We start from the raw sequence: 19,782 nt of genomic DNA on the forward strand, positions 1-19,782 counted from the left end.
ATTTGTTGATCATCTGACATAAAAAAGGCAGGTCGAGCCTGCCTTTTTTACATCAATTTCAAGTTAAGCTAACTACTGATTTTGGATGATGGTCATCTCATCAATCAGGTTTGTTGCGCCATCAACATACTCCATTACCCACAACATGTAACGGGTATCGACATGGATGGTACGCGTTGTTTTCGGGTCAAAATCCCAGTCCGAGTTAACACTTTCGAAAGTGCCGTCAAACAACAATCCGACCAATTCTGCGCGGCCATTTAATGTCGCCGAGCCTGAGTTGCCCCCGGTCGAATCGAGATCAGATAAGAAGTTAACCGGAACACTGTTGATAGAATCCAGTTTATACGGCCCATACTTTTCTTGCTTAATTAACCTAAGCTGTTTGTCCGGGGCATTGAAGGGATGCTGCCCGGTGTCCTTCTCAACGATGCCTTGCAGACGGGTAAAGGGCTCGTAGATCAACCCATCTTTTGGTGAGCCACCCAGCACATTACCATACGTCACGCGCAACGTACTGTTCGCATCCGGATAAGCGACACTGCCCTGCGCTTGCTGCCAGTCGATAATCGCTTGCATATAAATGGGTGTTAGTGCCTTGGCTTCGCCAGATAATGTTTTTTCCCGGTCTTCATTGGCCATTTCTGTATCATACAAAGCCACTGCCAGCTGCATAAACGGGTCATCGCTGCTACGCAGCTGCTCAGGTGTCTTTTTCAACATAGCCAGGCGCTGTGCTTCTTCATCCAGCGTAGTTTGCGTGTAGTACTGGTCTAAGATGCGCTCTACATCAGCGTCAGACGGATTACCAGTCAGCCCTAACGCTTTATCAAATGACGCCACACGGGCGGTGGCCGGTTGGTCCAGATACTCACTGATAAATGACGCCCAGATTGCTTTATCAACACCAGCATCAAAGCGCCGGTCAATACGTTGCATACTTTCTTTTAAGCGGCTCTGGTCACGTTCCTGATAACCCGGTTCCCGCGCCTGATCCGGTTTTTGCTGCTCAATAGCATTGCGGTACAGTCGTTGTGCAGCATTAAGCAATTGAGGCCGCGTCAGGTTGTTGTACCAGAATGTTTGCTGGCTCAAGGCTGCCTGCTCTTCGGCTACCGCATCCAATTTATCAATCTGCGCGCGACGGCTTTCGCCTTGGGGCGTTTCTTCCAGCCATGTATTGAGCTGCGCTTCACGCTGAGCACGACGCTCCACCAAGCCGACACGCTGCGCGCCTTCAATCTGGCCTTTGGTGTTTTTAAGAAAGTTATTCAGGCCAGCCAAGAGCGCTTCGTATTTAATGCGGGCTTCACTGCCTTCGGGCGCTGCTTGCTCGATGGTGCCAATCCAGTTTTCAATCAGATCCAGGTAAGTTGGGTACAACCAGTTAAACATGTGCTTCACAGAGACCAGGCGAGCATAACGATTGGTTGAGCCGGGATACCCTGCTGCCATGACGAAATCACCGTCTTCCAGCCCTGCAGCAGACACCTTGAGCACATGCTCTGGCTCATATGGCACATTGTCTTTAGCATAATCAGCCGGCTTGCCGTCTTTGCCGACATAGGCACGATAAAATGCAAAATCACCGGTGTGGCGTGGCCACATCCAGTTGTCTACATCGCCGCCGTACTTACCCACCGAGTCCGCTGGTGCATAGGCGATACGCACATCACGAATTTCCAGTTGCTTGATCAGCTTGTATTCTTTGCCATTGTAGAAGGAGGGCACTGAACAGCGAAAAGCCGGCTCTGATTCGCACTCGGCGATCAATGCTTTTTGATTATTCACAATTGCATCAAAGCGATCACGGCCCGATAAATCCTTGTCTAACCCGCCTAGGATGGTGTCTGTAACATCAGAAAATTCAACCGTGACCCACATTCTGGTGCCTGGCGCAGCAGGTAATTCCTGCTCATAGGACTTAGCCAAAAAGCCCTCTTCCAGATAGTTATTTTCGGGGGTTGAGTTATATTGCACTGAACCACGGGCGCAGTGGTGGTTGGTAACGGCCAGGCCAGTATCAGAAACAAATGATGCTGAGCAGCCACCTAATGAAACAATGGCGCCCATAGGAAACTCGGTAAGATCGCTAAGTGATTCGGGCGCAATTTCCAACCCGGTTTGCTTCAGATCTCCACTGATAAGTGGCAATTGTTCAGGCGTGTACATTCCTTCTTTGGCCAGCACCGGTGTATTGAGAGACAATATAACCGCACCAGCGAGCAGGCTGATTTTACGTGACATTACAGGTCCTTATTGATATTCACTGTGAGAACGTATCGATAGTACCCTGTAATGTCACGTGAGCACACGTTTGCTGCAGCTTTTTGTGCTGTAAAAGTGTGTAAAAGTGTTTCAGTTACAACAATATCGCAGATTACCCTGTGCTCAACTTACTGACCGGACTGGTCATGATGCAATTGCGCATTAAGATCATCGATGATCACCACCCATTCAGCATCCTCGTCAATGGCTTGTTTTAAAAACGCACACTGGGAAGCATTCCAAAATGGAGCCTCTTCAATATGTCGGCTCTTGTTCATGCCTTTGTGATCTTCGATGAATTTATCAATGCCCTCATCCGAGGCATCCAGACCTAACTGGGTGAACAGGTCGTGCATAGTAGGTTGCTCAGTATACATTGTGGCTCCTTTATAATGACTCTTTGGGTATAAACGCATATTCCCTGTGCAAAGATCTCAGTGGGCCTCGCACCGACCAGGCAAAAAGCGTTCTCATTGTTGGTTAAAACATGGACACCTACTCATTGAACTTGGACATCCACTGGTTAATACATGGACACCCACCCATTGAACCTGAACATTGAACCTGGACATCCACCAGCGCATTGGCCCGCGACAGCATCCTCTCTTTATACAAGTAAGGTGCAAACTGTTGTGACTTAGCGGCGACAAACAGACATATCGGTCAGGTGACAAAACATGTTAAGCCGGATGAAAATACAGCACCATTCATCCACTGAGGACCGTGCCGTGCCTTTACCCCGAAGCAGACTTATCGACATAGCTCGGACGCCATTTTACCATTGTGTGTCACGTTGTGTGCGCCGTGCCCACCTGTGTGGTAAAGACTTACATACCGGAAGATCTTTTGAGCACCGCCGCCAATGGGTAGAAAACCGGTTGCTCCTGCTAAGCCAGATATTTGCTATTGATGTCTGTGCTTTTGCTGTGATGCACAATCACACCCATCTGGTATTGCAGGTTCAGTTGGCGCATGCGGCAACGTGGAGTGATGAAGAAGTGCTGCGGCGCTGGTATCGCTTACACAAACCCGCGCCCTGCTGCGTGAAATTTTTGGACCCGGTTCTACGACAAGCACTTAGCCAGACTGAGCTAGAAACAGTTAGCCAGATGGTTAAAGAGCTTAGAGAACGACTCTCCAGCATCAGTTGGTTTATGCGCTTGCTAAATGAGTACATCGCACGCAAAGCGAATAAAGAAGACGATTGTACCGGGCGGTTTTGGGAGGGACGGTTCAAATCCCAAGCTCTGCTGGATGAAGCAGCAGTCGCAGCTTGTATGGCATACGTTGACTTAAACCCGATTCGTGCAGGGATCGCGACTTCGTTGGAAACCTCTGATCACACAAGCATCAAATACCGCCTGGCACAGTCAAAACGTGCGCGTCAGTTAGCTCAATTTACCTCAGAAGTATCTAACCCCGCAAACTTACCCATTCGGTGGCAGGATTATCTGGCTCTACTAAATTTGATGCTGGTCCAGCCGACCTCAAAATCTCGACGACCACAAAAGAACCCGTTATTGACAAAATTATCACCCGCTCACTGGCTGGATTTTATCCGCAATATTGAGTCCAAATTTGGCAATCTGATCAGCCTGCCATGCGCCAGACGAAAATTGCTGAATTAAAAAAGTTTGCACTCAGTTGAATCGCTGTAGGCTACTACATTGTTTGTGATAGCTAGAAAAGCGCTTGCGCCCTATGGGGGTATTGCAGTGACCTGCAAAATAAAGTCACACAATCATGAGCACTTTAACATGTCGCACGAAAAAATCACTTGTTAAACCAAAATCCCTTTAAAAATCAAAAAGATGATGATCGATTTGTGTGACCTGAGGATGACTGTCCAGGTCGGTCAACATTAAGTGTGCCGGGTGAGTGTCCACTTAAGCCAGTGGCTGTCCCCATGCAGATAAAAAAACGCCCTGCAATTGCAGGGCATTTTAAGAAATGCTTAATTACATCAGCTTTTCGGCCAGCTCATCAGGCTCCATCACCTCGCCGTCTTCGCCGGGTACCGGGCAAATCATTACGGTGAGTTCGTCCTGCATAAGTCCAGGGGTCCATTTTTTTAACCAGTCCTCAAGCGACACTGACATCGGCTCACAATCGGCCCAGTCTTCTGTGGCCCACAGCAATGCCATACCGGCATCCGGCCACACAGGAACTCCGTCTTCGTCATCCGTGCTCAACATCACGCATCCATCTGCATCTTTCAAAATCCATACTTTCTGATTTTCTTTGATGCCCGCAATGGTTTCTTGCAACCGCAGTGATGCACTTACACCCAGCAGCGGATGTTCATCTAACGCCATATCATTGTCCTATAGTTTGAATAACCGGCAGGCCCTGCACTTGATCCAATTCAGATTTCATCTGTGCATCGTCACCTACCACAACGAGCGACATTGTAGCTAAATCCAGCTCGCTTTGCGCTCTTTGTTGTAACGCTTCGGCAGAAACTGCATTGACCAGCGACACATACTCAGTCAACCGGGTCTCGGGCAACTGGTGGGTGTCCAAATAAATCAGTTGGCCAATCAGCCCGTAACGGCTGGAATTTCGTAGCACATAAATGCCAGCCATGTAATTTTTTACCCCTTGCAGCTCGTTCGGATCAGGTTGTTCCTGCTGCAATCGGGTGATCTCCTTGATGATCTCATTGAGCGCTTCGCCGGTGCTTTCAGCCTGGATATCCGCCGCCTGATACCACACCGAGCTATCCACTTGCTCAGACACTGTGCTACTTGGCGAGTAAGTGTACCCTTTGTTTTCACGGATATTTTGTGTGATCCGGCTGGAAAACATGCCGCCCAGCAAAGTATTGGTAACCGTCAGGCTGATGTAATCCGGATGACTGGGTGGCAGTGTGCGTGTCCCAAGGCGGATGGTGGATTGTGGCGCATCCGGGCGGTCGATGACAGTTAAGGTGGGTGTCCTGGTCACAGGCGGGGCAGTAATCGCCGGCGCGACGCTGCCAGCTGGCATTTCACCAAAAGCTTCGGCGATGGCTGCGTGCAAGGCCGGCTGGTTGAATACCCCGGCCACATACAGGTGCGCACGCTGTGCCACCAGCGCCTCGTCAGCAAATCCCTGCACCGCTGCTAACTCAAGCTGGCTGATTTGCTCTTCGGTAGGAAACATCATGCTGTACGGGTGATCCGGATACATATCCTGCATAAAAGCTTCGCTGGCGGTAAACTGCGGACGCGCCCGTAACAGTTGTGCGCGCCGGGCCATGTTGGCGCGGGCTTTTTCCCACGCGGCTTCGGCAAATACTGACTCGGTGGCGACCTGCGCCAATAACTGCGCTGCCGGGATAGCCGAATCGCTAAGCACTTCCAAATAAAGGGCACTACTATGCATGCCCACCGACGTGCTTAGCTCGCCTCCCATGCCGGCGGCAGCACGGGCAATCTCACCAGCATCCATCTGCGATGTGCCTTTGGTTAACAATTCAAAGGTCAGATCCGATAGGCCATTGAGCGTGTCATCATACGCATTGCCGGTATCAAACTGCAGTGCCATCGACACTTTGGGCGTGCTGCCATAAGGAATAAAGGTCACTTGCATGCCATTTTGCAGGGTCACCTGCTGACGTTCAGGCAAGGTAAAGTCTTTGGGCTTACCTGGCTTCGGCGGTTGCTCAAGTGGCTGTGCAATACTCAGTGGAGCTCCCGCTAAGCTGACCAATACCACACCGTACTGAAAAATTTGCTTAATCATGGCTATTCTCCCTGCCCTTGTGCGGTTTCGATAACAAATTCTGACCGGTTATTTGGCGCCAGCCACTGCTGGGCGGTGCGCTGAATATCCTCCGGCGTTATCTTTTCAAATTCGGCTTCCAGCTGATTGATACGCTGAGGGTTGTCTTCAAACAATGCCAGGGTGGCCAGCAAATCCAGTTTGCCAATGCCATAGCTGCCATCCAGCGTGTCATACAAATCTGAGCGCAATTTGACCTTGGCTCGTTGTAAGGCATCTTCGCTCACCAGGTCTTGTTGCAACTGAGCCACCGCATCTTGCACCAGTTCCTGGATCTTATTCAGTCCAGTTTCCTGGTCATATTGAAACGAAGCGGTCCACAGCATCGGACCATTGTAGTTAAACATGTTACCCAATAAGTTGATCCCACCATTTACTGAGCTGGTCACTGCATGCTCTTCCACCAGCTGTTGATACAACAAGCTGTCTTCACCTTGCAGTAACAACTGGTCGATCAGTCCCAGAGCATAAAATTCAGTGCTGTTCTTAGGCGGCATGCGATAAGCGATGGCGTAGGCCGGTTTAGGCGCCAACGGGTCCACGCGACTAGCAAAACGTGCTTGCTGTTGCGGCGCTTCACTGATATCAGGCAACGTCACTGCCGGACCGGCCGGAATGTCCGCAAAGTATTGCTTTACCCAGGCCATGGTCTGGGCCGGGTCGACATCCCCGGTCACCACCAACACTGCATTGTTGGGGGTGTAATATTTATCAAAAAACGCATCAACATCTTCTAAGGTGGCAGCATCCAGGTCACTCAGCTCACCATAAAAATTATGCGCGTTATACCAGTTATCAAAGGCCAGTTGCGGCATATCAATCCAGGGAAAGCCGCCATACGGGCGATTGAGCACATTCACTTTAACTTCGTTTTTCACCACACCTTGCTGATTGGTCAGTTCTGCCTGGGTAATATTCAACCCCGACATCCGGTCTGCCTCTACCCATAAAAAGGTTTCCAGGGTATGCGCCGGCACAACCTCGTAGTAATTGGTGAAATCAAACCGGGTCGAGCCGTTATTGATGCCCCCGTTGCCGTTAACCAGCTTATCAAATTCGCCTTTGGGCAGGTTTTTCGAGCCCTGGAACATCATATGTTCAAACAAATGCGCAAAACCGGTGCGATCCTGCGGCTCAATTCGAAAGCCGATATTGTAGTACACCCCAATGGTAACAATGGGCGCGGTGTGATCTTCTGACACCACCACTTTTAAGCCATTGTCCAATGTTTCGTACACCACAGGGACACTCAGCGAACTGGATTGAGTCAGTTCGTTTTCCGCTGGTTCGGGCGACTGACACCCACTCAACCAGGCCGCGGCAAGCACGCACGTCAGTTTTTTCATACGAATTCCTTTCAAATACGAGGCTGGTAAATAAAAACAGGGCAGCCATACTGCCCTGGGCAAAAATTAACTTAATCTATTTACTGTCTAGCAGCAACTATTGTGCTGGCGTGGGATTGGCGTGCGCGATGACCGCATCGATAAGCTGGGTCAGTGTGGACCGTTTGACTGTTTTGAGATGGCTAAGATAAACACTGGCGGTAACATCGTCCAGCGGTCGCAACAACTCACAGGTCCAGCGTGGATGGCCGGTAGCCAGCGTTTGCGGTAATACTGCTAAGCCGCCCTCTTCGTCCAACGCGCGCAAGGCCAGTTGTAAGGAGTTGGTGCGTAATTTGGCTTCACGTAAGGCAGGAAAATGTAACAAAACTTGTTCACTGACCTTACTGCCCCAGTCGATAGCAATAAAGTCGGCCGCCTGAACCTCCTGGTCGGCACTGCGATTGATGGCGTACAGGCCTAAGGCTTCGGAACTAAGCGGGCGGCTGAATACTTCTTCTGATTTTAACGGCTCAGACGAAAACGCAACATCAATCACCCGTTCGTGCAATTGACGCAGCAAATTATCTAATGTCAGTACTTCAGCTTTTACCGACCAGTCTGGAAAGGCATCATGAATGCAGGACAAGGATTCGGTCAGCTGCAGTTCACTGGCCAGCTGGGTAGCCCCACACACCACATACTCACCCGACTGCAACTGCAGTTCGCGTTTGGCGTCATTAAGCGTATCGCTGAGCTGATGCGCATACGGCAACAATTTCTGGCCGGCTGGAGTGAGCTGGATACTATTACGATGGCGGATAAATAACGTGGTCTGAAAATATTCTTCCAGCAGTTTGATTCGGGCACTCACGGCTGACTGCGTGAGAAAGAGGTTTTCCGCAGCTTTGCCGAAATGACGGGTATTAGCCACTTCGATAAAGGTCGATAAAAAACGAATATCCATGCTTTACGGGCATTGTATTAATACATGCCCGTAAAGCTGTCACATAAGTGCAGATTTGTAAAACGTTTTACTGGTAAAATCCCGGGAATTCAGTTCCCGGTAACCATCAAGGGCTTTCCTGATGCAAACGACGTTGCTTTTCGCGTCGTTGCTCGTCCCTTCTCTGTTTAGTTTTTACCTGATGACGACGATCGGTATGTTTTTTACCGTGCGTGTCTTCATCTTCTACCGAGTCCCATTCGTCCCGCTGGTAACGATAGTCTTTGCTCATTGCTGTCTCTTGTTTATTAATGACAAACTAATTATCTGTGCTATTGGTCAAATTTAAAACAAATATTAATCATCGTAACGATTAAAAATTTTTTGCATCTACTGGCAATCTAAATGTTTGTCAGGCTCGTTAATCATAGATTGGGTTTTCGCCTAACCGCATCATTTCATACCATTTTTATGAGGCTTTCCAGCCCGCTTTCTTGAAAACATTTTTTTGTGTCAAAGGACAAAAAAATTTGTTTTAATTTTACCGAGATTTCTTCTAAAAGGTGCTTTGAAACCCCTTGTTGAGAAGAGAACACTCATGAATACTCCTGATATTCGCCCTGCAACCAAACCGTTTGCTGATCGTGCAAAATTTCCTTATGGTTTTCGCAAGTCCGGTGATTTCAGTATCACAGAAGCGGATCTGCTGACCCGTTATGGCAATACACTGCTGGCACTGGAACAGCAGCAACTGACGCCACAGACCCTGGATGAAACCCATTTTATCGAGGTGATGCAAGGGATCCAGGCCGCGCACACTGTGTTAGAAAAAGCCTGGCTCAAATACGTGCGGCTGGCACGGGGCAAACGGCATTTTTACACCCTACATAGTTCGGCCAGTAATCAGCCTGATTTTGATGAAGATTTTTCTGCCGACGAGTATGATGTAGCCGGTTAGTCCTCACCCTGGATGCAGGCTGGAGCAATCTAGCCTGCATACTATCTTGCAGCGCCTCGCCCTCACCGCCTCTCAGGTGATCTTTCGTGTTCCTTATCACGAATTTACCAATAGTTGCTTTATACGCAGTGCACCTATGGTGTGACTGCGCCAGGGACATTATGAGGGAGTGCGGCACCATGATTTCACACAAACAAATTACCCACTATTCGATCCATGCCACCGACGGTGACATCGGTAAGTGCAAAGACATTCTGTTCGATGACCAGGATTATGTTGCCCGCTATATAGTGGCAGACACCAATAGCTGGCTGCCAATGAGCCGCAAAGTGGTGATTTCACCGATCTCGGTCGCCAAGGTAGACACTGACGAGCAATGGCTAACCATCAATATGTCATCACAGGAGCTCAAAGACAGCCCGTCTATTGATGAGCACAAACCTGTGTCACGGGAATACGAAGAAACCCTGTTTACTTATTTTGGCTACGGCTATTACTGGATTGGCCCGGGCGCCTGGGGAGATTTTGCTCACCCCACCGAACTGGCCGATAAAGAAGTCAGTCAGCAAGTGGAAAACAAAACCGCCGAGCACACTAATCATTTGCGTTCGTGCAATGAGGTACACGGTTATGACGTGGCCACCGCTGATGACGACGTAGGCCACATCACCGACTTCATTTTTGACCATAGTGGCTGGGCGCTGCACTTGTTAATCATCGATACCCGCAATTGGTTGCCCGGCGGTAAAAAGCTGGCCATTGCTCCGCGCGATATAAAAAACATCGACTGGTCCAGCCACAAAGTTCATGTCAATCTGAGCCATGATGAGCTAATGAATAAACCCGAGATTGATATGGACCGGCTGGGCGATGCAGCCTACCTTAAATCGATCATTACCGACACGGAGTAAGTCATGGCCGAACCGCTTTATCAAAAACAAACCGCTCTGGCGGTAGAAAATTTTGCTATTAGTCATACTGGCATGCCAGCGGCATTTATTCATGCGTTAGGCTATGTCAAAGCCGCCTGTGTTACAGCCAACCAGGAACTGGGCTTGATCGACAACGACCGTGCCGAAGCGATTCATAAAGCCGCCATGGCGGTGGCCGCCGGCGAGCATGATGTGCAGTTCCCGATAGATGTATTTCAAACTGGTTCCGGCACCAGCACCAATATGAATGCAAACGAGGTGATTGCCACCCTGGCCTCTCAAGGTACCCATCGCATCCATCCCAATGATGATGTGAACATGGGACAGAGCTCCAACGATGTGATCCCCACCACCATTCATGTCAGCGCAGCTTTACAGTTACAGCGCTGCCTGCTGCCGGCGCTCAATCATATTGATGAGGTGTTAAGCCAGCGGATCGACAGCTTACAAGAGGTGGTCAAAACTGGCCGCACTCATCTGATGGATGCCATGCCGGTTACCTTTGGCCAGGAGCTATCCGGATGGCGCGCGCAGCTGCGGCAAAACCGCCAGCGCCTGGATGATACCCTCACCCGCCTGACTCGGTTAGCCATCGGCGGTACCGCGGTGGGGACAGGCATCAACACGCACGAAGAATTTGGCGGCCGGGTTTGCGCGGCGTTAAGCCGCCAGCTCGACCTGTCGTTTTCGGTTACCGATAATCATTTTGCTGCTATTTCGGCTCAGGATACAGCGCTGGAATTGGCCGGCCAGTTAAACACGCTGGCTGCCTCGCTGATGAAAATCAGTAATGACCTGCGCTGGATGAACAGCGGCCCGCTGGCCGGCCTGGCCGAAATTGCCATGCCTAAATTGCAGGCAGGCAGCAGTATCATGCCCGGTAAGGTGAATCCGGTGATCCCAGAAGCCGTGGCCATGGCATGCGCGCAGGTCATGGGGTATCACACCGCAGTAACGGTGGCCGGACAGTCCGGTAATTTTCAGCTCAATGTGATGTTGCCTTTGATTGGCCAGAATCTGCTGCTGAGCATCGAGCTGATGAGCAATTCCTGTGAGCATCTGGCCGACAAGGCTATCGCCACGTTTGAGGTCAACCAGGATCAGGTCGCCAAGGTGCTGTCGAAAAATCCAATTTTGGTCACAGCGTTGAATCAGAAAATCGGCTATGAAAAAGGTGCGGAAATCGCCAAGAAAGCGTATGAGGAGCAGCGCGACATTCTGGAGGTCGCAAAAGAGATGACCGAGCTTGACGAGAACGAGCTTAAAGCATTGCTCGACCCCGCCAAACTGGTTTAGAGTTAATCCTGGGAATCAAAAAAGCTGTTAATTAAATTGATGACCTCGGCCACCCGCTCATCGGTCAGGCGATAAAAAATTACCTGACCCTCACGGCGTGTGGCCACCACCCGGGCTTCGCGAAGCAGCGCCAGATGTTGTGACAAAACCGGCTGAGTCACATTGATCCGAGTAAGCAAATCTGAAACCGACAACTCCTGGCCGATTAACGAGTACAACACCGTCAGGCGTGTCTTGTTGGCAAGCAATTTTAAAAATTGCTCAGCTTCGTCAACGTACTCTAAAATAACATCATTGTTTTTTGTTTCGTAAATAGCAGACATTCAGGCAACGTAATGTTTGTTATAAAGGCATATTGAAACGCGTGTTTAGATCTCGCACAAGTGCGTTTATCGCACAAATATGACAATCTAAAGATAACCACTGGATTTACGCCTAGCCCTTGTTCATATTAGGGTTTGCTAATGATTTTGTGGTGTGTCAAATCAGCAACGGAGAGTGTATGTTAAAGTCGATTCAGGAACGTTTAGCCGGCTTACCTGCCGAATTGCGCACTGTCACAGCTGCAGAGGCTAAAGCTGAGCTGGCAGACAATAAAGGTGCCTTAATTGATGTGCGCGAACCATCTGAAATGGCCGAGGCGCCGGTTCCCGCTTCTTTTATTATTCCCCGGGGTGTGCTTGAGATGAAAGTGCTTGAGCAATTCAAAAACCCTGATAAACCCATGTATCTACATTGTGCCTCCGGCGTCCGCGCGCAACTTGCTGGAGAGCAACTGCTCGCCATGGGCTATACCAATGTCACCGCTATTGTCAGTAATATCAAAGATATCCAGGCAGCTTTTGAGGGCTAGCCGGATGCCCTGCGCTGGTATTTGCCAGTACTAGCAGGCATCATACCGGCCTTGATAAGCAAACAGTGTGATAGGCGGGCATGATTAAGGCAACCCTGGAACAATGGCGGATGTTTAAAGCCGTGGCTGAGGCTGGCGGTTTTAATCAGGCTGCGCAGGCTGTGCATAAAAGCCAGTCGTCCATTCACCATGCGGTGCATAAGCTGGAACAAGCCTTAGGGATTGCGTTATTTGAAAATGACGGCCGCCGCGTCCGGCTGACCGATGCCGGCACCCTGATGCTACGTCGAGCCCGCTTTTTATTAGACGAAGCGCACAAGGTCGAGGCTGTGGCAGCCAGCTTGCAGCACGGTACCGAAACCCAGCTTCGGGTCGCGGCTGATATCATTTTACCGGCCGAAATGCTGTATCGGGTGTTAAATACAGTGTCAGACGAATACCCGCTATTGCGCATCGAAATCATGGAAACTGTGCTTTCAGGGGCCAATGATTTGCTCCGTCAGGGCAAAGCCGATATCGCGATCTCGCCGTTTGCGCTGGATAATGGCTTTAGCGAGCATTTATGCGAAATAGAGTTTTTACTGGTGGCGCACCCCGACCATCCGCTGCATCAATATCAGCGCGTTCTCACTTCAGAAGATCTAAAATCCTACCGCCAGATTGTGGTGCGTGACTCATCCAGTGAAAAACGCGCGGATGCCGGCTGGCTGGGTGCAGAGCAGCGCTGGACAGTGAGCCACACTCGCACCTCCATCGACATGATCAAGCGCGGGCTGGGCTATGCCTGGCTGCCGGTGGCCATGATTCAGGAGAGCCTGGATGAAGGCAGTCTGGCTCCTTTGCCGGTGGAGCACGGCGGCCAGCGTCGTGCATTGCTCAATTTATGTTTTGAAGACGGTGACCGACTCGGCCCGGCAGCGCGCACCTTTATCGGTGAACTGCGCTTTCAGTCGATGCAGTTACCCGGCACTGCGGTGGTTTTCGGGATCGACGATTGAACCAAATCGGCATTAGCGTTATAACTATCAGGCAGTAGCATAGAACACCAACGCACCGTAGCCAGTGCGATTGGTCTAATAATAACAATTTGCTAAGGGCGCCTCATGCTTGTACAACGGCCAGGTCGGCCCGACACCTTAATTTTGCACAAACAACCCTGTGTAGCCCTGGCGGCTGCTCCGGTGCGCGCTAACCGGCAGTACGTTGTGGCGATAGCAGGCTTTTGGGCCAGTGATGCCAGATAATCTCGAACTGATAAAAAGTGACAGTAATCTTCGCAAGCGGCTGTTGATCGGCTCGATTTTGTTGTCGCTGCTGGTCATCACCATTTTTTGCTATGTAGGCTATAACCTGCTGCTGGAAATGGAGGAAGACTTAGAACGGCAGGCTTTTGAAGAACAATACACCGATGTGCAAACCTTACTGGCACCGGTAATTAATGATCCCGGCGAGGCCGAACCGCCGACGCTGGTGCCCCGCGATCTGTCTATTCTGGCTGATGATATTGTGCTGATTGAATTGGCCAATCAGGAATTGTATCGCGACCCGCAGCTGGCTCCGCAAACCTACCTGCAACCGCTTAAACAAACCGGCTTTTTTGAAGAAGCCGAACAGCAGTATTACGTCCACAGTGAGGTATTACCGCCAGACAATGTGGCGCTGACAGTGATTTGGCGCTCTGAAGATATGGCGCTGATTTCTGACCGGGTGATTAGCCGCTTATCGGTGGCGGCGTTTTTAACCTTTTGGTTGTCGGTGTGGACTGCGCTGATCATGTCTGCATTTATTGCCCGGCGATTTGAAAGTGCCAACCGCAACTTAGAAAAACTGGCGCTGATTGATAATCTCACACGCTTGTATAATCGCAACGCACTGCTGTCTGGGCTGGATCTAAGCGATAAACAAGGTGCATTGTTTTTTTTAGATCTTGACCGTTTTCGCGATATCAATGACGCACTGGGCCACGATATGGGTGACAAGCTGCTGCGGGCCTTTTCGCAGCGCCTGCGCCAGATCACCGATGAAGAGATGATGTTGTACCGGTATCGAAGCGATGAGTTTGTGGTGTGGATGCCCAAACTGCCCAGTGATGATGTGATGAGCCGGGCCTTTACCCTGTTATATGAATGCCGTGAGCCACTGAATATCGGTAAGAGTGCTTTTGAAATTGGCTGCAGCATCGGTGTGGCCTGTGTACCGGAGCATGGTCATCTGGTCGAAACCCTGGTGCAAAATGCAGAAAATGCGATGCTGCGGGCTAAGCGCATGCGCTTGGGGATCCAGGTGTATAACGAACGACTGGCTTATAACAGCACGGTAGAAGTCACATTGCGCAGTCAGCTGCGCTCGGCCTTACAACAAAAACAATTTGAGTTGTACTATCAGCCCAAGGTGGATCTGATCAACGGCGAGCTGGCCGGGGTAGAAGCAATGGTACGCTGGAACCACCCCGATGAAGGCGTACTGTCACCGGCGTACTTTATCGAGCTCATAGAACAAAGCGGCATTGTGCATGCCTTTACCCGCTATACGGTGGAAAACGCGGTGGCCCAAATCCGCGAGTGGGAAAACCAGGGAACCCCGTTACCGGTGGCGGTGAACCTGTCCGCCTATAATCTGATGGACAGTGCCTTTGTCCCCTTTGTCGAGCGGTTACTAACCACCAGCGGCATCACCCCTTCCCTGCTGGAATTTGAGCTAACCGAAAGTGCGACCATGGTGGATGTGGCAGTAAGCCAGCGCATGATTAATGCATTTAACCGCCTCGGCCTGAAAACCTCTATCGATGACTTCGGAACCGGCATGAGCTCGTTTGCCTACCTGCGCGAACTTAATGTGCATACCATCAAACTGGACCGGGCATTTATTACCAACGTCACCGACAACCATAAAGACGCAAAAATCGTTGAGGCCATGATTGCGCTGTGTCACAACCTGGACATCACAGTGGTGGCTGAAGGCATTGAACAGCAAAGCCAGGTGACTCTGCTACGTAATATGCAATGTAATATTGGCCAGGGGTATTTTTTTGGAAAACCCACCCCGGCCAGTGGGATTGATGCCCTGCTCAACGCACGTGATTCCGTACTGGTTAACTCGTTAACTCAATAATTTGCTGCGCGCCCATCACAAAGCCTAAAATGGCCAGCGATAAACCTAACAGGGCCACGGCACCATCATCGGTGGTCATGCCGATAGCCATGGTGAAAACCGCCAGGGCTGGGACCAAGCCAAGAAAAGGCACCAGCTCCAACGGCACCATCATCAAGCCACACAGCGCACAACTAATGGCAATCAGACTTCGAAAAAAAAACTGACGCATAAAAAACCAGCGTGGCATTAAAAATTTATCCACTCGGGTCACAATAGGTCTAAAGCTATCCACCCCACTATTCAGTGAGTCGCGGCTGATGCCTATATTGGTAATAGTATCGGGCAGCCAGGGGCTATTTCGGCCCAGTAAAACTTGCAGCGAAATGAGAAAAATAGTGATACCTGTCACCGTGGGGATGCCCGGGATGGCGCCGATAGGCGTGGAGCAGATGAACGCCGGCACGGCCAGCATAGGGCCAAACCCACGCTTTTGCATTACCGTCAGCAATTCTCCGAAGGTAATTTTTTCCTCATTATTATCATGTTGCATGCGACCGAGCAATTCATGCAAACTCATCGAGCGCTCTATAGCCATGCTTATCATCTACGCTTACCTGTTAAGTCACATTGTGACGACAATGTAATGTGTAGCTAAATATGTGCCATCAATGTTATTCTTAGAAAAATTGTTCTTATATCAGTCGATTACACATAAAAAATTTGATAGTCGTGTGATCCTACCAAGCCGATAACCTGTAGTTTATTTATTGGCAATGTATTTACAGCAAGGGAAACAATCTGGTGTTAACTGTTTTACTCGTTGACGACGATCCTGAATTTACTGATGTCGCCTGTACTATCATTGAATTTCTTGGTCACGAAGTACTGACCGCCGCCAATCTGGCCGAGGCTCGTGACTGGCTAACTAAAGAAAGTTTTGACCACATCCTGCTTGATTTTATGCTGCCCGATGGCAGTGGTGTCCATTTATTTGACGAGCTAGATGCGCTGGGCAAACGCCCCCGGGTCACGTTGATCACTGGCCACCCTTCGGTTCGCGGTATTATCAAAGGCCTTTGCGGGCCGAATATTGATTATCTGGTCAAGCCTATTCAGCGCGAAGAAATTGAAGCGGTGCTGACCGGCAAAACCGAAAACCAGAGCAAAAAATCTGGCTCAAACATCAAGCGTTACTTTGGCCATTTAATTGGTGAATCAGCGCCGATGAAAGAGTTGTATAAGCTGATTGAACGGGTCAGCCGAACCAGTGCCAACGTAATGCTGCTGGGCGAAAGTGGTGTGGGCAAAGAAGTGGTGGCAGAAGCCATTCATGCAGCCTCCGATGTAGAAGGCCCTTATATTGCTACCAACTGCGGTGCGTTTTCAAAGGAGCTAATCGGCAGCGAGCTGTTTGGTCACGAAAAAGGCGCCTTTACCGGGGCGGTGGGTCGTAAAACCGGGGTATTTGAACAAGCCGAAAACGGCACGCTGTTTTTAGACGAAATCACCGAAATGCCCATTGATATGCAGCCTAATTTGCTGCGGGTATTAGAAAACAAGGTAGTTATTCGAGTTGGCGGTACCAAGGCCATTCCGATTAATTGCCGTGTAGTATCGGCCACTAACCGTTCCATGGAAGCCATCGCCCAAAGCAAGGTGTTGCGCGAGGATATTTATTTTCGCTTAGCGGTATTCCCTATTACCATTCCGCCGCTGCGTGAACGCCGGGATGATATCCCTCTACTGGCCACCGCTTTTATCGACGAGCTGAATATTGAAAATAAAACCCAGTTTCAGTGGAAAGAAGGCCAACTGGAAACCCTCAAAGAATATGACTGGCCGGGCAACGTGCGTGAATTGCGCCACTTTGTGCATCGTGCCGCGATCATGAGTGACCCTGATAAAACAGAACTGGAATTGCCAAAAACCATTGAATCGCCGTTTGCGAAGAAACAGTCCACCACCCCAGCTTTGCAAGCTGGCCGCACCATCGAGGATGTGGAAAAGGAACTGATTTACGCCACTTTAGAAAAAGTAAACGGCAATAAAACCCTGGCTGCCGAAATGTTAGGGATCAGTACCAAAACATTGTACAACCGTCTGCACGCCTATGGCGATCTGAGCAAGGACGATTAATCGTCGAGGAAGTTATGACAGAACAAGAATTTGCGGACTTAGCGGCGCATGTCCATGATGCGCGTAAACCGTTAAACCGTATCTCCATGCAGGCTGAATTGGTGAAAATGGCGCTCGACGGCGATGTGCCGGCCGAGCGCGCCAAAGATGCCCTTAATAAGATTATTTCTAGCACAAAAGATTGCAGTGAGGCACTCACCGAAATGATGGATGCCTTTAACGATTCAAATTCAGGCTCCTGATCCCATGCTCAATAAGTTTATCCAATCCATCTACAGTTGGATTATTTTGGTGGGTGTGATTGTCTTTGTAATCACTGGCAATTCATTTTATGTGGTCAGTACCCTGGATGAACTGGCCACCTTAGAATCGCGCTTATTTACCACAAATCGGGTCATCAATGCAGTCAATACCCTGCATAATGCGGTGCTTAAAGCTGAGTCTGGTGAACGCGGTTTTTTGCTGACCCAGGACGAGGCGTACCTGAAGGATTATCATGCGACCTTGCGTCATCTTCCTGGCCTGATTGATGAAGTGACTGCCAGTGTGGCAGCTTCAGGATTGCCGCAACAAGAAGACAATATCGATGAATTGGTAACGTTAAGCCGGGCCAAAGTTGAGCAGATGATGCGAACCGTGCAGTTGGGCGCAAATGGCCAATTTGACCAGGCCAGAGCCCTGCTCAGCTCCAACCGCGGACTGCAGATATACGAAGAGTTTGAAGCCAAGTTTCTCCAGATTGACGAGTCTGAGCGCCGAATTCAGGGAGAGCATTTGGCTAACCTGATGCAGCTGCGCCGCGATTCGGTAAACACCTTAATTGTGTCCAGTGTGACCACGGCTTTATTGATTATCGCTATCTTCATTTTGCTGAAAATCAACATGCGCGAAACCATTCGCCATCAGCGTACCTTAGAAAACCTCAACGAGGAGCTGGAGTTTAAGATTGATCAGCGCACCCAGGAATTGCAGGTGTATTCCGAGGAATTAGCCCGTAGCAACCGGGAACTGGAAGATTTTGCTTTTGTAGCGTCCCATGATTTGCAGGAACCGCTACGCAAGATCCGCGCATTTGGTAACCGTATCGACGATGGCTACAGCGAAGTCATTGATGATCGGGGCCGCGATTTTTTAAAACGTATGCTTAATGCCGCTGAGCGGATGTCCATGCTGATCAGTGACCTGCTAGCGTTTTCCCGGGTTTCTACCCGGGGTAAAGAGTTTGTCGAGATTGACCTCAATGAGCTCGCCACCACCGTGGTGGACGATTTGGAAATTGCCATTGAAGAAGCGCAGGCCACCGTGGATGTTGGCCCGCTGCCCACCATCCATGGGGATAAGTCCCAGATCGAACAGCTGATAATGAACCTGTTATCCAATGCCATAAAATTCAAACGCGACGACGAGCCGCCGCTGATCTCGGTGGCGTCACGCGCGCCTCGAGAAGAGGAGTTGCTGAATTTACATATGGCGAATCAGTTTGACTGGGTGGTCATTACCATACAAGATAACGGGATTGGCTTTGACCAGGCCTTTTCAGAAAAAATCTTTGCGCCGTTTCAACGCCTGCATGGCCGTACTGCCTATAAAGGTACCGGCATTGGCCTGGCTGTGTGCCGACGGATTGTAGAGCGTCACAACGGACAGATCACAGCCCAAAGTGAGCCTGGTCAGGGTGCCAAATTTACTATTATTATTCCGCAAAATGGTGAGCCATTTGCGAATCCCTCAATTGAAGGAGTTGTAACTCATGACAGCTAAAAGCCCTATGCCCATCAATATTTTGATGGCCGACGATGATGAAGATGATCGTTTGCTGACGCTGGATGCCCTCAAGGAAAGCCGGGTACTGAACAACCTGTATTGCGTTGAAGATGGCGTGGAACTGCTGGAGTTTTTGCGTCGTGAAGGTCAATACAGTGATCCGAAAGATTCGCCGCGCCCCAGTTTGATCCTGTTGGACTTGAACATGCCTCGCATGGATGGTCGCGAAGCCTTACAGGAAATTAAATCCGATCCAGCCTTACGGGGTATCCCGGTGGTGATCCTAACCACCTCCAAAGAAGAAGAAGATATGTTGCGTGGCTACGATTTGGGCTGCGCTTCGTATATCACCAAGCCGGTCAATTTTGATGGCCTGGTGGATTTAATGCGTGCCTTGGGCCGCTACTGGATTGAGTTTGTAGAATTACCGCACGATTAAGTGAGGG

Annotated in this window: 20 protein-coding genes; 11 read left to right on the forward strand and 9 right to left on the reverse strand. The window is 50.0% G+C overall.

Going from position 1 to position 19,782, the window contains the following annotated elements; genetic code table 11:
* Window positions 1–72: 72 nt before the first annotated feature.
* Both ACTUJZ_RS04540 and ACTUJZ_RS04545 read right to left on the reverse strand, forming a co-directional pair.
* Window positions 73–2,247 carry a S46 family peptidase gene (locus ACTUJZ_RS04540; protein WP_463635061.1) on the reverse strand — a complete coding sequence of 725 codons (2,175 nt, stop codon included), beginning with the start codon at window positions 2,245–2,247 and terminating at the stop codon, window positions 73–75.
* Window positions 2,248–2,396: 149 nt separating this feature from the next.
* On the reverse strand, window positions 2,397–2,645 hold the full coding sequence (locus tag ACTUJZ_RS04545; protein WP_463635062.1) for a DUF2789 family protein: 249 nt from the start codon (window positions 2,643–2,645) through the stop codon (window positions 2,397–2,399).
* A 300-nt stretch (window positions 2,646–2,945) separates the two neighbouring features.
* On the opposite strand from ACTUJZ_RS04545, the gene ACTUJZ_RS04550 reads away from it, so the two are divergent.
* Entirely contained in the window at window positions 2,946–3,896 is a 951-nt protein-coding gene (locus tag ACTUJZ_RS04550; protein WP_463635063.1) for a transposase, read from the forward strand.
* A gap of 330 nt (window positions 3,897–4,226) precedes the next feature.
* Here the strand turns inward: ACTUJZ_RS04550 and ACTUJZ_RS04555 are convergent, their stop codons facing one another.
* From ACTUJZ_RS04555 to ACTUJZ_RS04575, 5 genes are all read right to left on the reverse strand, one after another.
* Window positions 4,227–4,583, reverse strand: a complete 357-nt coding sequence (locus tag ACTUJZ_RS04555; RefSeq protein WP_463635064.1) for a DUF2750 domain-containing protein — start codon at window positions 4,581–4,583, stop codon at window positions 4,227–4,229.
* 1 nt (window position 4,584) lies between these two features.
* Window positions 4,585–5,994, reverse strand: coding sequence for a M16 family metallopeptidase (locus ACTUJZ_RS04560; RefSeq protein ID WP_463635065.1), 1,410 nt, complete (start codon window positions 5,992–5,994; stop codon window positions 4,585–4,587).
* Window positions 5,995–5,996: 2 nt separating this feature from the next.
* Entirely contained in the window at window positions 5,997–7,379 is a 1,383-nt protein-coding gene (locus ACTUJZ_RS04565) for a M16 family metallopeptidase (RefSeq protein ID WP_463635066.1), read from the reverse strand.
* Window positions 7,380–7,476: 97 nt separating this feature from the next.
* On the reverse strand, window positions 7,477–8,325 hold the full coding sequence (locus ACTUJZ_RS04570; protein ID WP_463635067.1) for a LysR family transcriptional regulator: 849 nt from the start codon (window positions 8,323–8,325) through the stop codon (window positions 7,477–7,479).
* A 106-nt stretch (window positions 8,326–8,431) separates the two neighbouring features.
* A complete protein-coding gene (locus ACTUJZ_RS04575) occupies window positions 8,432–8,596 on the reverse strand; it encodes a hypothetical protein (RefSeq protein ID WP_463635068.1) in 165 nt (54 codons plus the stop codon).
* Between the two features lie 306 nt (window positions 8,597–8,902).
* Between ACTUJZ_RS04575 and ACTUJZ_RS04580 the strand changes: the two genes are divergently transcribed.
* From ACTUJZ_RS04580 to ACTUJZ_RS04590, 3 genes are all read left to right on the forward strand, one after another.
* On the forward strand, window positions 8,903–9,262 hold the full coding sequence (locus ACTUJZ_RS04580; protein ID WP_463635069.1) for a MaoP family protein: 360 nt from the start codon (window positions 8,903–8,905) through the stop codon (window positions 9,260–9,262).
* A gap of 179 nt (window positions 9,263–9,441) precedes the next feature.
* Window positions 9,442–10,173, forward strand: a complete 732-nt coding sequence (locus tag ACTUJZ_RS04585) for a PRC-barrel domain containing protein (protein WP_463635070.1) — start codon at window positions 9,442–9,444, stop codon at window positions 10,171–10,173.
* A 3-nt stretch (window positions 10,174–10,176) separates the two neighbouring features.
* On the forward strand, window positions 10,177–11,490 hold the full coding sequence (locus ACTUJZ_RS04590; protein ID WP_463635071.1) for a class II fumarate hydratase: 1,314 nt from the start codon (window positions 10,177–10,179) through the stop codon (window positions 11,488–11,490).
* Between the two features lie 2 nt (window positions 11,491–11,492).
* Here the strand turns inward: ACTUJZ_RS04590 and ACTUJZ_RS04595 are convergent, their stop codons facing one another.
* Window positions 11,493–11,813 carry an ArsR/SmtB family transcription factor gene (locus ACTUJZ_RS04595; protein ID WP_463635072.1) on the reverse strand — a complete coding sequence of 107 codons (321 nt, stop codon included), beginning with the start codon at window positions 11,811–11,813 and terminating at the stop codon, window positions 11,493–11,495.
* 179 nt (window positions 11,814–11,992) lie between these two features.
* Here ACTUJZ_RS04595 and ACTUJZ_RS04600 point away from each other — a divergent pair, with 179 nt between their 5' ends.
* The 3 genes from ACTUJZ_RS04600 to ACTUJZ_RS04610 all read left to right on the forward strand — a co-directional run bounded on the left by ACTUJZ_RS04600 (window position 11,993) and on the right by ACTUJZ_RS04610 (window position 15,454).
* Window positions 11,993–12,343: a rhodanese-like domain-containing protein gene (locus ACTUJZ_RS04600; RefSeq protein ID WP_463635073.1), complete on the forward strand. Its 351-nt coding sequence runs from the start codon at window positions 11,993–11,995 to the stop codon at window positions 12,341–12,343.
* A gap of 80 nt (window positions 12,344–12,423) precedes the next feature.
* Entirely contained in the window at window positions 12,424–13,341 is a 918-nt protein-coding gene (locus ACTUJZ_RS04605) for a LysR family transcriptional regulator (protein ID WP_463635074.1), read from the forward strand.
* A 235-nt stretch (window positions 13,342–13,576) separates the two neighbouring features.
* A complete protein-coding gene (locus ACTUJZ_RS04610; RefSeq protein ID WP_463635075.1) occupies window positions 13,577–15,454 on the forward strand; it encodes a putative bifunctional diguanylate cyclase/phosphodiesterase in 1,878 nt (625 codons plus the stop codon).
* Here the strand turns inward: ACTUJZ_RS04610 and ACTUJZ_RS04615 are convergent.
* On the reverse strand, window positions 15,435–16,013 hold the full coding sequence (locus tag ACTUJZ_RS04615; protein ID WP_463635076.1) for an exopolysaccharide biosynthesis protein: 579 nt from the start codon (window positions 16,011–16,013) through the stop codon (window positions 15,435–15,437). The two genes, ACTUJZ_RS04610 and ACTUJZ_RS04615, sit on opposite strands and share 20 nt — an antisense overlap.
* A 224-nt stretch (window positions 16,014–16,237) precedes the next feature.
* Here ACTUJZ_RS04615 and ACTUJZ_RS04620 point away from each other — a divergent pair, with 224 nt between their 5' ends.
* From ACTUJZ_RS04620 to ACTUJZ_RS04635, 4 genes are read left to right on the forward strand one after another with little or no spacing between them, the layout of a single operon-like run.
* Window positions 16,238–17,572 carry a sigma-54-dependent transcriptional regulator gene (locus tag ACTUJZ_RS04620; protein ID WP_463635077.1) on the forward strand — a complete coding sequence of 445 codons (1,335 nt, stop codon included), beginning with the start codon at window positions 16,238–16,240 and terminating at the stop codon, window positions 17,570–17,572.
* A 14-nt stretch (window positions 17,573–17,586) separates the two neighbouring features.
* Window positions 17,587–17,814, forward strand: a complete 228-nt coding sequence (locus ACTUJZ_RS04625; protein WP_463635078.1) for a hypothetical protein — start codon at window positions 17,587–17,589, stop codon at window positions 17,812–17,814.
* A complete protein-coding gene (locus ACTUJZ_RS04630) occupies window positions 17,783–19,333 on the forward strand; it encodes a sensor histidine kinase (protein ID WP_463635079.1) in 1,551 nt (516 codons plus the stop codon). Before ACTUJZ_RS04625 ends, ACTUJZ_RS04630 begins: the two co-directional genes overlap by 32 nt.
* On the forward strand, window positions 19,323–19,775 hold the full coding sequence (locus ACTUJZ_RS04635; RefSeq protein WP_463635080.1) for a response regulator: 453 nt from the start codon (window positions 19,323–19,325) through the stop codon (window positions 19,773–19,775). Before ACTUJZ_RS04630 ends, ACTUJZ_RS04635 begins: the two co-directional genes overlap by 11 nt.
* Window positions 19,776–19,782 lie beyond the last annotated feature (7 nt).

Source organism: Alteromonas sp. WD8-37 (genome assembly GCF_055326825.1).